Origin of the sequence: Rhodovulum steppense, assembly GCF_004339675.1 — a bacterium.
In the GTDB taxonomy this organism is placed as follows: Bacteria; Pseudomonadota; Alphaproteobacteria; order Rhodobacterales; family Rhodobacteraceae; genus Rhodovulum; species Rhodovulum steppense.
Genome location: NZ_SLVM01000003.1, coordinates 206,096 through 220,291 on the forward strand (window position 1 = coordinate 206,096; position 14,196 = coordinate 220,291).

Annotated in this window: 11 protein-coding genes and 1 pseudogene; 9 read left to right on the forward strand and 3 right to left on the reverse strand. The window is 67.0% G+C overall.

Annotated features, from left to right (window positions below; all coding sequences use genetic code 11):
* Positions 1 to 5: 5 nt before the first annotated feature.
* The 5 genes from EV216_RS03335 (at position 6) to EV216_RS03355 (ending at position 6,181) form a co-directional block, all read left to right on the forward strand.
* Positions 6 to 1,583 carry an ABC transporter substrate-binding protein gene (locus EV216_RS03335; protein ID WP_132693642.1) on the forward strand — a complete coding sequence of 526 codons (1,578 nt, stop codon included), beginning with the start codon at positions 6 to 8 and terminating at the stop codon, positions 1,581 to 1,583.
* Between the two features lie 99 nt (positions 1,584 to 1,682).
* A complete protein-coding gene (locus EV216_RS03340; RefSeq protein ID WP_132693643.1) occupies positions 1,683 to 2,630 on the forward strand; it encodes an ABC transporter permease in 948 nt (315 codons plus the stop codon).
* The gene (locus EV216_RS03345) at positions 2,627 to 4,489 is read left to right on the forward strand and encodes a dipeptide/oligopeptide/nickel ABC transporter permease/ATP-binding protein (RefSeq protein WP_132693644.1); all 1,863 of its coding nucleotides are present in this window, start codon (positions 2,627 to 2,629) and stop codon (positions 4,487 to 4,489) included. The genes EV216_RS03340 and EV216_RS03345 overlap by 4 nt, the downstream gene beginning before the upstream one ends.
* Positions 4,486 to 5,439 (forward strand): ABC transporter ATP-binding protein, encoded by a 954-nt coding sequence (locus EV216_RS03350; protein WP_132693645.1) that lies wholly within the window; start codon positions 4,486 to 4,488, stop codon positions 5,437 to 5,439. Before EV216_RS03345 ends, EV216_RS03350 begins: the two co-directional genes overlap by 4 nt.
* Positions 5,408 to 6,181 (forward strand): FadR/GntR family transcriptional regulator, encoded by a 774-nt coding sequence (locus EV216_RS03355; protein WP_132693646.1) that lies wholly within the window; start codon positions 5,408 to 5,410, stop codon positions 6,179 to 6,181. Before EV216_RS03350 ends, EV216_RS03355 begins: the two co-directional genes overlap by 32 nt.
* A 113-nt stretch (positions 6,182 to 6,294) precedes the next feature.
* On the opposite strand, the gene tspO is transcribed toward EV216_RS03355, so the two are convergent.
* The 3 genes and pseudogenes from tspO to epmA all read right to left on the reverse strand — a co-directional run bounded on the left by tspO (position 6,295) and on the right by epmA (position 9,006).
* Entirely contained in the window at positions 6,295 to 6,753 is a 459-nt protein-coding gene (tspO, locus tag EV216_RS03360) for a tryptophan-rich sensory protein TspO (RefSeq protein ID WP_132693647.1), read from the reverse strand.
* 217 nt (positions 6,754 to 6,970) lie between these two features.
* Positions 6,971 to 7,860 (reverse strand): annotated as a pseudogene (locus EV216_RS03365) (IS5 family transposase).
* Positions 7,861 to 7,968: 108 nt separating this feature from the next.
* Positions 7,969 to 9,006, reverse strand: coding sequence for an EF-P lysine aminoacylase EpmA (epmA, locus tag EV216_RS03370; RefSeq protein WP_132693648.1), 1,038 nt, complete (start codon positions 9,004 to 9,006; stop codon positions 7,969 to 7,971).
* A 101-nt stretch (positions 9,007 to 9,107) separates the two neighbouring features.
* Here epmA and efp point away from each other — a divergent pair, with 101 nt between their 5' ends.
* From efp to EV216_RS03390, 4 genes are all read left to right on the forward strand, one after another.
* Positions 9,108 to 9,674, forward strand: a complete 567-nt coding sequence (gene efp / locus EV216_RS03375) for an elongation factor P (RefSeq protein WP_132693649.1) — start codon at positions 9,108 to 9,110, stop codon at positions 9,672 to 9,674.
* Positions 9,675 to 9,842: 168 nt separating this feature from the next.
* Positions 9,843 to 10,607, forward strand: a complete 765-nt coding sequence (gene fabI, locus EV216_RS03380; protein ID WP_132693650.1) for an enoyl-ACP reductase FabI — start codon at positions 9,843 to 9,845, stop codon at positions 10,605 to 10,607.
* 12 nt (positions 10,608 to 10,619) lie between these two features.
* Positions 10,620 to 13,106, forward strand: a complete 2,487-nt coding sequence (locus EV216_RS03385) for a DUF3141 domain-containing protein (RefSeq protein ID WP_132693651.1) — start codon at positions 10,620 to 10,622, stop codon at positions 13,104 to 13,106.
* Positions 13,103 to 14,196: bifunctional enoyl-CoA hydratase/phosphate acetyltransferase (locus EV216_RS03390; RefSeq protein WP_132693652.1), on the forward strand; the 1,094-nt coding region annotated here is incomplete at its 3' end. The genes EV216_RS03385 and EV216_RS03390, both read left to right, overlap by 4 nt.

Below are 14,196 nucleotides of genomic sequence, written 5' to 3' on the forward strand. Positions count from 1 at the left end.
CGAACATGGCCCATTCACGACTGACCCGACGCGGTTTCGGGATTCTGACCGCCACATTGCTTGCCAGCGCGACGCTGGCTGTCCCGGTTACGGCCCAGACCCCGCCCGAGGTGCTTGTGATAGGCCAGATCGCCGAGCCGAAATCGCTCGACCCGCATGCGGTGACGGCCGTCAACGACTTTCGCATCCTGATGAATGTCTATGACGGGCTGGTGCGTTATGCGCCCGGCACGCTGGATGTCGAACCCGCACTGGCGACCGGCTGGGACATCTCGGACGATGGCACGGTCTACACCTTCACTCTCAGGGAGGGCGTAAGCTTCCATGACGGCAGTGCGCTCGATGCCGAGGCCGTTGTCTTCAACTTCGAGCGCATGCTGAACGAGGATCATCCCTTCCACGCCACCGGACCCTTCCCACTGTCATTCTTCTTCAGTGCGGTGCAAACGGTCGAGGCGGTCGACCCCGGCACGGTGCGGTTCACCCTGAACGAGCCCTATGCGCCGTTCCTGTCGAATCTCGCCTATCCGACCGGGCTGATCGTCTCTCCCGCAGCGGTGATGGCGCATGGGGCCGAGTTCGGGCGCAACCCGTCGGGCACCGGGCCGTTCCGGTTTGCCGAATGGCGCGCCAACGAGCGGGTCGTCGTGACCCGCAACGACGATTACTGGGATGGCCGCGCCGCCAGCGAGGCGGTGGTCTTCCGCCCGATCACCGATGCCAATACCCGCGTGGCCGAGATGCTGGCGGGCGGCATCGACCTGATGGTCGAAGTTCCCCCCGTCGCGCTGTCGCAATTCCAGGGCGCGAATTTCCAGGTCGTCGAACAGGCCGGGCCGCATCTGTGGTTCCTGATCCTGAACGCAAAGGAAGGCCCCTTTGCCGACAGGCGCGTGCGGCAGGCGGCGAATTACGCGATCAACAAGCAGGCGCTTGTCGATGATGTGCTGGAAGGCACGGCCGCTGTCGCCGCCGGACCAACCCCGCCCGCCTTTGCCTGGGCCTATAACGACGCGCTTGAGCCCTATCCCTACGATCCCGACCGCGCGCGCGCCCTGATCGCCGAGGCGGGCGCCGAGGGGGCCGACCTGACCTTCTATGTCACCGAGGGCGGTTCGGGCATGCTTGATCCGATTGCGATGGGCACCGCGATCCAGGCCGACCTGGCCACGGTTGGTTTCAACGTGAAGATCGAAACCTACGAGTGGAACACCTTCCTCGGCAAGGTGAACCCTGGACTGGAAGGCAAGGCCGATCTGGCCGAGATGGCCTGGATGACGAACGATCCCGACACCCTGCCCTTCCTGGCCCTGCGCACCGATGCCTGGCCCGACAAGGGCGGCTTCAACTCGGGCTATTATTCGAACCCGCGGGTCGATGACCTGCTCGAAGCCGCCCGCGCCAGCACCGATCAGGACGAGCGCGCCGCGCTCTATCGAGAAATGCAGCAGATCGTGCAGGAAGACGCGCCCTGGGTTTTCGTCGCGAACTGGAAGCAGAACGCCGTGACATCCGACCGGGTGACGAATTTCCGGCTGGAACCGTCATTCTTCCTGCTGCTGAAGGACGTCGAAAAGAACTGATCCCGGGAAAGGGGCACGCTGGCGTGCCCCTTCGCCCCGGACGGCCTGAGCGCCGGGGCGGGATCACGCGCCACCGATACAATCAGGAGGGGCCACCGGATGGGGGGCTACATTCTCAGGCGGCTTATCTCGGCCATTCCGGTCCTTCTGGGCATCACGATGATCGTCTTCCTGATCATGGCGATGATCCCCGGCGATCCGGCGACCGCGATCCTGGGGGCCTATGCCACCCCCGAGAATGTCGAGCGGCTGAACCGCTATCTTGGCCTGGACCAGCCACTCTTGCAGCAATACCTGATCTGGCTGGGCAACCTGTTGCAGGGCGATTTCGGCCGATCCTTCGCGCTGAACCGACCGGTGCTGGACGAGGTGCTGGAACGGTTCTCGGCCACACTGATCCTGGCGGGCACGGCCTTCGTGCTGTGCTCGTTGCTGGGCATCTTGGCGGGTGTGGTGTCGGCGGCGCGGCAATACGGGCTGGCCGACAAGACGATCACCTTCGCGGTGATCGTCGGCATCTCGGTGCCGTCCTTCTTTCTCGGCATGATGATGATCCTGTTCTTCGCGGTGCAGCTGCGCTGGCTGCCGGTGTCGGGGATGTATTCGATCTGGGGCGGCGGCGACCTGCCCGACCTGATCCGCCACCTGACCATGCCCGCGCTGGCGCTGTCGGTGGTGGCCACGGGCGTCATCGCGCGCCTGACGCGCGGCGCGATGCTGGAGGTTCTGCGGCAGGACTTCATCCGCACCGCGCGTGCCAAGGGCCTGCACGAACGCCGCGTGATCTGGGGCCATGCACTGCGCGCGGCGATGGTCAGCGTGATCCCAGTTCTCGGGATTCAGGCCGGTTTCGTGCTGTCGGGAGCGGTTTATATCGAGATGGTGTTCCAGTGGCCCGGCATCGGGCGCATGCTGGTCGACGCGATCCTCAAGCGAGACATCCTGCTGGTGCAGGGGGGCGTGGTCTTCGTCGCGGCCTGCTATGTCGGGTTCAACATCGTGGTCGACGTGGCGCAACACCTGCTTGACCCCAGGATCCGGGCATGAGGCTGTTTCTCCAGCTTCTGTTCCGCAACCGGCTGGCGGGGTTCGGCGCGGTCGTGCTGGGGGTGATCGTCGTGCTGGCGGTGCTGACCCCGATCCTGCCGCTGCACCCGCCCAATGAGACGAACACCGCAAACCGCTTTCTGCGGCCTCTCTCCGAAGGCCACTGGCTGGGCACCGACCACCTGGGCCGCGATCTGATGTCACGTCTGATGTGGGGCACGCGGCTGTCGCTGGCCGTTGGGTTCGCGGCCGCGCTTTTCGCGGGACTGGCAGGCGCGGCGATCGGGGTTCTCGCGGGCTATTTCGGCGGGCGGATCGACAATGTCACGATGCGCGGAATCGACATGCTGATGGCCTTTCCCTATATCCTGCTGGCGCTGGCCATCGTGGCGGTTCTGGGTCCGGGGCTGATGAATGCGCTGATCGCGGTCGCCGTAGTCAACATTCCCTTCTTCGCACGCAATATCCGCGGCGTGACCGCGGGCATCGTGCATCGCGAGTTCGTCGATGCCGCGCGGCTGTCGGGCATGGGGAACGCGCGCATCCTGTGGTCCGAGGTGCTGCCGAACGTCGTCCCGGTGATCGTCATCGCCATGTCCACCACCATCGGCTGGATGATCCTTGAGACCGCGGGCCTGTCGTTCCTCGGCCTGGGCAGCCAGCCGCCGCAGGCCGATCTGGGCTCGATGCTGGGCGAGGCGCGCTCGGCGCTGATCACCGCACCGCACACGTCCATCGTGCCGGGGGCGATGATCCTGCTGATCGTGATGTCGGTGAACCTGCTGGGTGACGGCGTGCGCGACGCGCTGGACCCGCGGCTGCGCTCGGGCGCACCAAGCCGACCCGAGGCCACGACGCGCGTGGAAAGGGCAACGGCGCCCGAGGCGACCGAAAGCGGGCTTCTCCGCCTTGACAGGCTTGAAACCCAGTTCCGCATCGGCAAGCGGGTCTACCGTGCGGTCAATGGCGTTTCGCTGAACCTGTCGCCCGGCGAATGCGTGGGACTGATCGGGGAAAGCGGGTCGGGAAAGTCGGTGACGGCGCTGTCGGTGATGGGGCTTGTCGCCTCGCCGCCCGGGGTCATTACCGGCGGCGCGGTGCGGCTGGATGGGCAGGACCTGATCGGTGCCCCCTACGAGATGCTGCGCGCCCTGCGCGGGCGTCGGGTCGCCTATATCTTCCAGGATCCACTATCCACCCTGCACCCGCTCTACCGCATCGGCGACCAACTGGCCGAGGCGATCACCGCGCATCAGCCGGTCGGCCGTGCCGCGGCGCGGGCAAGGGCGGTGCGCCTGCTCGAGGACGTGCGCATCCCCAATCCCGCCGCGCGGGCGCGCGCCTTTCCACACGAGCTGTCCGGCGGCATGCGCCAGCGGGTCGGCATCGCCATGGCGCTGGCCAACGACCCAGACATCATCATCGCCGACGAGCCGACGACCGCGCTTGACGTGACGGTGCAGGCCCAGGTGCTGGCGCTGCTTGACGAGTTGCGCCGCTCGCGCGGGCTGGCGATCCTGTTCATCACCCATGATTTCGGCGTCGTCAGCCAGCTTTGCGACCGGGTCGCGGTGATGTATGGCGGCCGCGTCGTCGAAGAGGGGCCGACCACCGACCTTCTGGCCGCCCCCGCCCATCCCTATACCCGGCGGCTGATCGCCTGCGTGCCCGAACTGGGCGGCGGCCGACGTCGGCTTGCCGCCATCCCCGGCCTGCCGCCCGCGGTCGATGACCTGCCGCCCGGCTGTGCCTTCGCCCCGCGCTGCGAGCGTGCGCAAGACGCGTGCCGGGCAGGTGAAATCGCCCTGGCGGGGAAGGTCCGAAAGGTGCGCTGCCTGTTTCCGGAGACCACGCCATGACCCTTGCGCTGCAAACCCGGGACCTGGCCCGGAGCTTCGATATCGGCCGCCGCCTGATCGGCCCGCCACGGGCGCGGCTGCATGCGGTGCGACCGATCTCGATCCAAGTGCAGCAGGGCGAGACGCTGGGCATCGTGGGCGAATCCGGCTGCGGCAAGTCGACCCTGGCGCGGATGCTGGTGGGGCTGGTCGCGCCAAGCGCGGGCAGCATCGAGATCGAGGGCCGCCTGCTGGACCGTGCCGACCCCGCCGCCTTTGGCAGGCTGATCCAGTATGTTTTTCAGGATCCGGTTTCCAGCCTGAACCCGCGCAAGACCATCCGGCAGATCCTCGCGGCGCCGCTGCGCCACCTGCGCGGCCTGCGCGGCCGGGAACTGGACGCCCGGATCGCCGAACTGTTCGCCGCGGTGAGCCTGCGCTCGGATTTTCTGTCGCGCTATCCGCACGAGTTTTCCGGCGGGCAGGCACAGCGCATCGGCATCGCCCGCGCCCTGGCCGCCAGCCCCCGCATCCTGGTTCTCGACGAGCCCGTTTCGGCGCTGGACGTCTCGGTGCAGGCACAGGTTCTGAACCTGCTGGCGGATCTCAAGGCGAAGCTTGGTCTGACCTATCTCTTCATCAGCCACGATCTGGCCGTGGTCGAGGCGGTGAGCGACCGCATTGCCGTGCTGTATTTCGGCGCCCTTGTCGAAAGCGGGCCTGCGCACAAGGTCTTTGCGACCCCGCGGCATCCCTATACGAAGCTTCTGGCGCTTTCGGCGCCGGTGGTGGGCCGCCCACTCGGGGGGGCGCAATCGGGCGAACTGCCCGACCCCCTGAACCCGCCGCCGGGCTGTGCCTTTGCGGGGCGCTGTCCCCACGCCACGGAAATCTGCCGCCGAGAGATGCCCGCCCTGCGCGCCATCGAAGGAGACCAGCATGCCGCCTGCCACCACCCCCTCGCGCCATGAACGTCTGTCCCGCCCGCAGCATGTCGCCGAGGCGATCAAGACATGGGTCATGGAGAACGGCTGGCAGCCGGGGGACCGGCTTCCGTCCGAGGTCGAACTGATCGACCGTTTCGGCATGGCCAAGGGCACGATCCGCGAGGCCATCCGCATTCTCGAAGCGCAGGGGCTGGTCAGATCGCGCACCGGTCCGGGGGGCGGGGTGTTCGTCCATCGCGTGTCCGATGAACGTGCGACCGCGCTTCTGGGCAACTATTTCTACTTCCAGAAACTGACCATCGACGACATCTACCAGATCCGCGAGGCGCTGGAACCCGAACTGGCCGCCGCGCTGGCCGGGCGGTTGAGCCCGGCCCAACTCGCCTCTCTGCGCGCCGTCATGGCCGATTATGCCGAACCGGCCGCCAGCGCCGAGCAGGAGCGCGATCAGCATGTCGCCTCGCTGCGCTTCCACGCGCTTCTGGCGGACATATCGGACAATCCGCTGCTACGCTTCCTGATCCGCTTTACCGCAAACATGCTGTCGGACATCACCGTGTCGCGGCGGCTTTACGTCCAGCCGAACCGCGAACTCTGGGCCTCGGGCCTCGACTACCAGTCGCGGCTTCTGGCGGCGCTGAGCGAGGGCGACGCAACCGCCGCGCGCAAGGTCATGACCGAGCACATGCGCAATGCCCGTCGGCTGATGCGACAGCAGGAGGCGGTTCTGACACAGCGCTTCCTGCCCGAGGGGCAAATCCTCTGAGCGAGCCGGAGGGCGCGCGGTGAAGCGGGGCGCATCGTCCGGTCGCCGGATCCGTCCTTGTCAGCCAGTGTATCACGCCCGGCCCGCTGTCCTGAAGGCGCCGTCTTTCCCAGTCAGGCATGCCCGCGGGACGGGTTTCGTCGCATGACCGAGATGTTGAGGGCAAGCGCGAAGCTGCCCCAGGCCAGGTAAGGCACCATCATCAGCGCGGCCAGGATGTCATGGCGCAGAAAGGCCAACGCGGTCGCCAGGACCGCCACCCATAGCAGCGCGATGATCACTGCCCCCGCGCGGATCCGGTGCAGGCCGAAAAAGACCGCCGACCAGAGCGTGCTGATCGTGATCTGCAACGACCACAGGCCAAGCGCCAGTTCGTTGCCGGGTTGCAGCGCCACGCGCGCGGCCGCCAGCGACATCAGAACATAGAGCACGGCCCAGATTACGGGAAACAGCCGATCGGGCGGCGTCCAGTCGGGCTTGTCGAGGTCACGATACCAGGACCCAGGCTTGAACAGGACGCCTGCTGCGGCCGGCACGGCGCAGATGGCGAGGTAAAGTGGAAACAATGTCATGTATATCCTCCGCGCTGATCGCCGGACCCACGCCGGAATGGCCGCGATGCCGCTTTCTGGCAACGCTACCGTCGCCCGGCCCCGGCTTGAAGCCCTTCCGAACGCCGCGCGCCCGCCAAAGCCCCGCCTGTCGAGCAAGACCAGGGACGAGAATGCCGCAGCATGGCGTTGTTGCGCAGCTCACGCCTGAGGCGTGACTTCCCCTTTCCCGTTGATTTCAGGCCACAGGAATGATCTCGGCCGCTCCGAGGACCGAGAAGCGGTTCAGCAATGCTATGCGGATCTGGATTTCGGCGGTCTGGCGGTCGGGGTCTCTTGCCGCGATGCGGTTTCGGACGTGGTATCCCGTCCATCGCTTCCAGAAGGCCCTGCCGTAGTGCCGGGTGGCGCGCAAGGTTTCGTTTCGGGCGATTGCGCCGGGGCAGCCCTCTTGCCACGGTCGGCCGTTCTTGCGGATCGGGATGATCGCGGCGGCTTGGCGCTCGATGATGGCGGTGTGGCCGCGGCGCGTGTCACAGGCACCGTCCGCGGTCACGGTCCCGATGTCTTCGCCCTCGGGGATCTGGTCCAGCAGGTCCGGCAAGACCGGACTGTCGCCATCGCTGCTGGGAGTGAATTCCACTGCCCGGATGTCAGACGTGGCGGTATCCATCGCCAGATGGAGCTTGCGCCACTGGCGCCGACCCTGGACGCCGTGCTTTCCGGCCTGCCATCCGCCGCCACCGAGGAACTTGATCCCCGTGCTGTCGACCAGCAGGGTCAGCGGGCCGTCGACGCGCCGATACGGGATCTGAACGGCGAGCGTCTTCTGGCGTCGACACAAGGTGGTGTAGTCGGGCACCGCCCAGTCCAGGCCCGCCAATTTCAGCGGGTTGGCCACCATTCCGGTCGTTTGCCGCAGCGGCAGCTTGAACAGGACCCTGATGCTCAGACAGAACTGGATCGCCGCGTCGGAAAACACCGCAGGCCGCCCGGGGCTGCCATCAGGCGGCGCGAGCCAGGTCATGTCCTTTCCAGCCAGATCGGCAGCGACCCGCGCTTGCGGAGCGCGGCTGTGTAGCTGAACCAGTTCGTCGTGTGGTAGCGGGCGCGTGTCGGTTTGCTCATGTATCTCGTCTAACCGCATGTATTCAAAATGTGAATCCTCGGCAGACAGAGTTCTGCAACAACGCCAATCGGCACCGTCCGGCATCACCGTCGCAGGATTGCGCCGCCTCAGCCGGGCGGGGTCCAGAGGACGTCTTCGATGCGCGGCGCGGCGGTGGCCAGCATGGCCAGCCGGTCGAATCCCAGCGCGATGCCCGAGGCGGGCGGCATCAGCGCCAGCGCGGCCAGGAACTCCTCGTCCAGCGGATAGCGCTCGCCGTAGACGCGCTGTTTCTCGTCCATCTCGGCGGCAAAGCGGCGGCGCTGTTCGGCCGGGTCGGTCAACTCGCCGAAGCCGTTGGCCAGTTCGACCCCGCAGGCATAGACCTCGAAGCGCTCGGCCTCGCGCGGGTCGTCGGGGCAGGTGCGGGCAAGGGCCGCCTCGGCGGCGGGGTAGCGGTCGAGGATGGTCACCCTGCCCTGCCCCAGATGCGGCTCGACCCGGGCGACCAGAACGCGGCTGAGGATGTCGGACCAGCTGTCATCCCCGGCCAGCCCGATCCCGACGCCCGTGGCCTGCGCCGCCAGAGCGTCGCGGTCGGTCGTGCCATCGGGCCGGATCGTGGCCAGCAGGTCGATCCCGGCATGGCGCGCGAAGGCCTCGGCGACCGAAAGCCGCTCATAGGGCTGGAACGGGTCGCAGTCGGCATCGCCGTGGCGCAGAAGGGTCGTGCGCGCCGCCTGGCAGGCAAGGCGCAGCATCGCGGCGGTATCGTCCATCAGGACGGCGTAATCCTCCTGCGCACGATACCATTCCAGCATGGTGAATTCGGGGCTGTGGCGCGGGCCGCTTTCGCGGTTGCGCCAGACATGGGCAAAGGCGGCGATCCGCGTCTCGCCCGCGGCCAGCAGTTTCTTCATCGCGAATTCGGGCGAGGTATGCAGATACATCCGCCGTGCCACGCCGTCATTGCCGATGGCATCGGTGGCAAAGGCATGCAGATGCGCCTCGTTTCCGGGGCTGATCGCGAGCGCCGCGGGATCGACTTCGGTGAATCCCTCCCCCTCCAGCCAGCCCCGGATCGCGGCCTGGATGCGGTTGCGGGCCAGCAGCGCGGGGCGGCGGTCGGCATGCCGGTCGGGGTGCCACCACGGGGTCTGGGTCACGATCTGCGCCTTTCGTCTGGAATTTCGCGCCAAGTTCGGCTAGGGGCCTGTCCGATCCGGCGCTTAACGCGCGCAACGCCTGTCCACAAGGAACCCGCCCCGTGAAAGTCATCGCCTCCTCGCTCCGCAAGGGCAATGTCGTCGAAAAGGATGGCCAGCTCTATGTCGTTCTCAAGGCCGAGAACTTCCACCCCGGCAAGGGCACGCCGACGACATCCGTCGACATGCGCCGGATCTCGGACGGGGTGAAGACCACCGAACGCTGGAAGACCACCGAGCAGGTGGAAAAGGCCAATGTCGACGAACGGGAATACGATTTCCTGTATGACGATGGCGAGGGCTATCATTTCATGAACCCCGAAACCTTCGATCAGGTCGTGGCCAGCCCCGACGTTGTGGGCGATGCCGCATCCTATCTGGAGTCGGGAATGCGTGTCTTTCTTCAGACCTTCGAGGGCAATCCGATCGCGATCGAGCTGCCGCAGAAGATGGTGGTCGAGGTCACCGAGACCGAGCCGGTGGTCAAGGGCCAGACCGCATCCTCCAGCTACAAGCCCGCGATGACCAATATCGGCGTGCGGGTGATGGTGCCGCCGCATATCGACGTGGGCACGCGCATCGTCATCAACACCGCCGACAACACCTATGTCGAACGCTCCAAGGAGTGAGCGGCGCGCCTGACGGGCGGGCAGGGCGGTCACATCCTCTGCTCCTGGCTGGCAGTGGCGCCCTCCGGAGCCGGTCACGTCCCCAGAGCTGCGATCCGCGTCCTGACCATGTTACATGCGTGACATATGCGCTACCTATGCTGCAGATGCGAAATCGCAGGGGGTGCCATGTTTTCTCTTGAAGGTCAGACCGCGCTGGTCGTCGGCGTCGCCAACGAGAACTCGATCGCCTGGGGCTGTGCCCGGGCGCTGCGCGCGCAAGGCGCACGGGTTGCGATGACCTGGCTGAACGACAGGGCCGAACCCCATGTCCGCCCGCTGGCCGAGGAGATCGGAGCCGAGATCACCGGGCCGCTGGACGTGCGCGATGCCGCGCAGATGGACGCGCTGTTCGCCGGTATCACCGAGCGTTGGGGCCGACTGGACACGCTGGTCCATTCCATCGCCTTCTGCCCCCGCGACGACCTGCACGGTCGGGTGATCGACTGTTCGGCGGACGGATTCGCACTGGCGATGGACATCTCGGTACATTCCTTCCTGCGGATGATCCGCCGGGCCGAGCCGCTGATGCCAGAGGGCGGCACATGCGTCACCGTGTCGTTCCAGGGGGCAAGCCGGGTGGTCGAACATTACAACATCATGGGTCCGGTCAAGGCGGCGCTGGAATCGGCGGTGCGCTATGCCGCCGCCGAACTGGGGCCTGCGGGTATTTCCGTGCATGCCCTCAGCCCCGGGCCGATGGCCACGCGCGCGGCATCGGGCATCGCCGAGTTCGACGAGTTGCTGGACGAAGCCGCCGCACGCGCACCGATCCATCACCTGGCGACCATCGAGGATGTGGGCGCCTTCTGCGCGTTTCTAGCCAGCCGCGAGGCCCGCAACGTCACCGGCGGGGTGCATCCCGTCGATGGTGGCTATTCCATCATCGGATAACGGAGAGATCGCATGCAGACCGCCGCCCCTCGCCCCTCGACGCTAGAAGCGGCTGACCTGATTTCCGCCACGCTCGGGGGCATGGGTGCCCTGCCGCAGGACTGGCTGGAGGGTGTCGGCACCCGTGTCGGCGAGGCGCTGGACGGCGCGCAACTGCTGCGCAACGTGGCCGCCCGGCACGGCAACACGATCTTCGACGATCATGCCGCAAGGGCGCATGCCGCACTTGGTACACTGACCGCGACCGGGGCGGCGCTGGCGACGCCCGACAAGCCCCTGTCCGCCGCCTGGGCCGAGTGGCTGCGTGACGCGGGCGAGCGGTTCGTACTGACGATGGACCTTCTGCGCCAGCGCGGCGACACTTTCCGTTCGCACGAGGCCGCGGGTTGTCCACCGGTACTGATCTACGATTACGAGGTGATCGTGGACGGCACCGATCTGTTCCATCCCTGCAACTATCAGCTGTTGCGGATCGTCCCGCCCGAAGGCGTCGAGATCCTTGACTTCAAGCGCCCTTACATCATTATCGACCCGCGCGCGGGCCATGGCGGCGGCATCGGCGGCTTCAAGTCCGACAGCCAGGTGGGCGTGGCGCTGTCCAATGGCCACCCGGTCTATTTCGTCGCCTTCGGGCGCGTGCCGGTTCCCGGCCAGACACTGGCCGATGTCACCCGCGCCGAGGCCGAGTTTGTTCGCGAGGTCACCCGCCGTCACCCCGATGCCCCCAAGCCAGTCATCATCGGCAATTGCCAGGGCGGCTGGGCCACGCTGCTGCTGGCGGCGACCAATCCCGACCTGACGGGGCCGATCGTGCTGAACGGCGCGCCGGTCGCCACCTGGTCGGGCGAGGTCGGTCGCCACCCGATGCGCTACAACGCGGGGATTCTGGGTGGAGCCTGGCAGCCGATGCTGTGGGCCGATCTGGGCGGCGGCGTGTTCGACGGCGCGAATCTCGTGATGAATTTCGAGATGCTGAACCCCGGCCGCACCTGGTTTCGCAAATATGCCGACCTGATGGCCGATATCGACGATCCCAAGGCCCGCGCGCGTTTCCTGGAATTCGAACGCTGGTGGGGCGGCTTCTTCATGCTGAACGAGGCCGAGATCCACTGGATCGTCGAACAGCTTTTCGTCGGCAACCGCCTGACCAAGAACACCGCGATGCTGGAACCCGGTCGGCTGGTCGACATCAAGCAGATCCGTGCGCCGATCATCGTCTTCGCCAGCCATGGCGACAACATCACGCCGCCCCAGCAGGCGCTGAACTGGATCCTCGATGCCTATGCCGGGGTGGAAGAGATCCGCATCCGCGGCCAGCGCATCGTCTACATGGTGCATGACGAGGTCGGCCATCTTGGCATCTTCGTCTCGTCGACCATCGCGAAGAAGGAGCATGCCGAGGTCTCGTCCACACTCAAGACCATCGAGGCGCTGGCGCCGGGGCTTTACGAGATGAAGATCGACGCGGTGAAGGGCGCCGGCGCGGACAAGAGCTTTCATGTCCGCTTCGCCGAGCGCAGCTTTGCCGATCTCGAGACCATCGCAGGCACGCGCGACGAAGAGGCGGGATTTGCCGCTGTGGCCCGCGCCAGCCAGATGCAATCGGAGGCCTATGACACGCTGGTCCGTCCGCTGATCCGCGCCGTGGTCAGCCCCCGCGCGGCCGAGGCAGCCCGCGCGCTGCATCCGCTGCGCGCCCAGCGGCTGGCATGCTCTTCGCTGAACCCCGCCATGGCGGCACTGGCCACGACCGCCAACCGGCTTGGCGAGTCCCGCATGCCCGCCGACCCCGCCAATCCCTTTCTCGCGATGGAGCGGCTTGCCATCGACGTCACCGAGCAATGGATCGACCTTGCCCGCGACATGCGCGACGCGGCCTACGAGATGGGTTTCCACATGCTCTGGAACAACCCTTGGGCGCGCGCCTTCGGCCAGCCCATGGCCCTGCGGCGCACACGCAAGACCGAGGACGAGCTTCGCGCGCTGCCGATCGTTCAGGCAGCGCTGTCGCATGTGGCGCAGGGCGGTTTCGTCGAGGCGGTGATCCGCATGCTGGTATTGCTGGCCGAGAACCGTCATTCGGTCCGGCGCGACCGGCTGGAACGCTCGGCCCGGGTGCTGAACCAGGATGCGCCCTTCCGCGACCTGCCAACGGCGATGCGCGCGCATATCATCCACGAACAGACCCTGATCGCGACCTACGACCCCGAAGGTGCCATCGCGGCGCTGCCCATCCTGCTGCCCGATCCCGAGTCCCGCGCGCTTGCCGCCCGCGTGGTCCAGTATGTCCCGGGCCCGATCGACGAGATGGCCCCCCACACGTTGCAGATGCTGAATCGGTTCCGCAAGGTTCTGGGGCTTGGTCCGGTGACCGGTGACGTGCCGGATGACCCGTTGAAGGAACTTGAAACCGGGGCCGCATCGTCGCCGGAAGGGCAGGGGGGCGAGTCTCCCCCGCGCCTGTCCGCCGCACGGCCCCGGGAGGGTTCTACCGAATGAGGATCGCCGAGAACCGCGTTTTTGGCGAGATTCTGGTTGGGGACGTTGCCGAGATCGTGCGCATCTGCACGGAGGACGATTTCTACGTCTTCGCCACCGCCTCTGGGAACCACAACCCGCTGCATCTGGCGCGGCATGACGGCGACGGGGATGGCACGGTCGAGGCGGTGGCCCCGGCGATGTGGGTCGCCTCGCTGGTTTCGGCGGTGATCGGCAATATCCTGCCCGGGGCGGGGGCGCTTTACCGGGCGCAATCGCTGCGCTTTCTGGCCCGTGCCCATGCCGGTGACGCACTGGTGGCGCGGGTGCGCGTCACCGAAAAGCGGCCGCCCGACGGGCTGGTGATGGCGACCGAGGTGGTGCGGAAATCCGACGGCGCAACGATCCTGAGCGGCGAGGCCGAGGTGCAGGCGCCCGCGCGCAAGATGCGTTTCGACGACCTGGAGATCCCCGGCCTGCTGATCGAGCGGCACCGCCATTTCGACGCGATCATCGCGCGTGCCGAGCCCCTGCCGCCGCTGCCGACCGCCGTTGTCGCGCCCGAGGAGCCCAATTCGCTGGGCGGCGCGCTGCTGGGGGCGCGGCACACGATCATCGCGCCGATCCTGGTCGGCGACGGGGCGAAGATCGCGGCGGCTGCGCGCGCGATCGGCTGCAGTCTCGACGGGATCGAGATCATCGAGGCGGCGGACCACCGGGCCGCGTCGCATCTGGCCGTCGACCTGGTGGCCGAGGGCCGGGCCGCGGCGCTGATGAAGGGGCATCTGCATACGGATGTGCTGCTCAAGGCGGCGCTGCGCAAGGAAAACGGGCTGCGCGCGGGCCGCCGCTTCACCCATGTCTTCGTGATGGATGTGCCGGGCGTGGCGCATCCGTTGCTGGTCACCGATGCCGCGATCAACATCTCGCCCGATCTGCGCACCAAGATGGATATCGTGCAGAACGCCATCGACCTTGCGCGCTCGATCGGGATAGACGAGCCCAAGGTAGGGGTGCTGTCGGCGGTCGAGACGGTGAACCCCGACATCCCCTCCTCGCTGGATGCGGCGCTGCTGTCGAAGATGGCCGAACGCGGCCAGATCACGGGCGG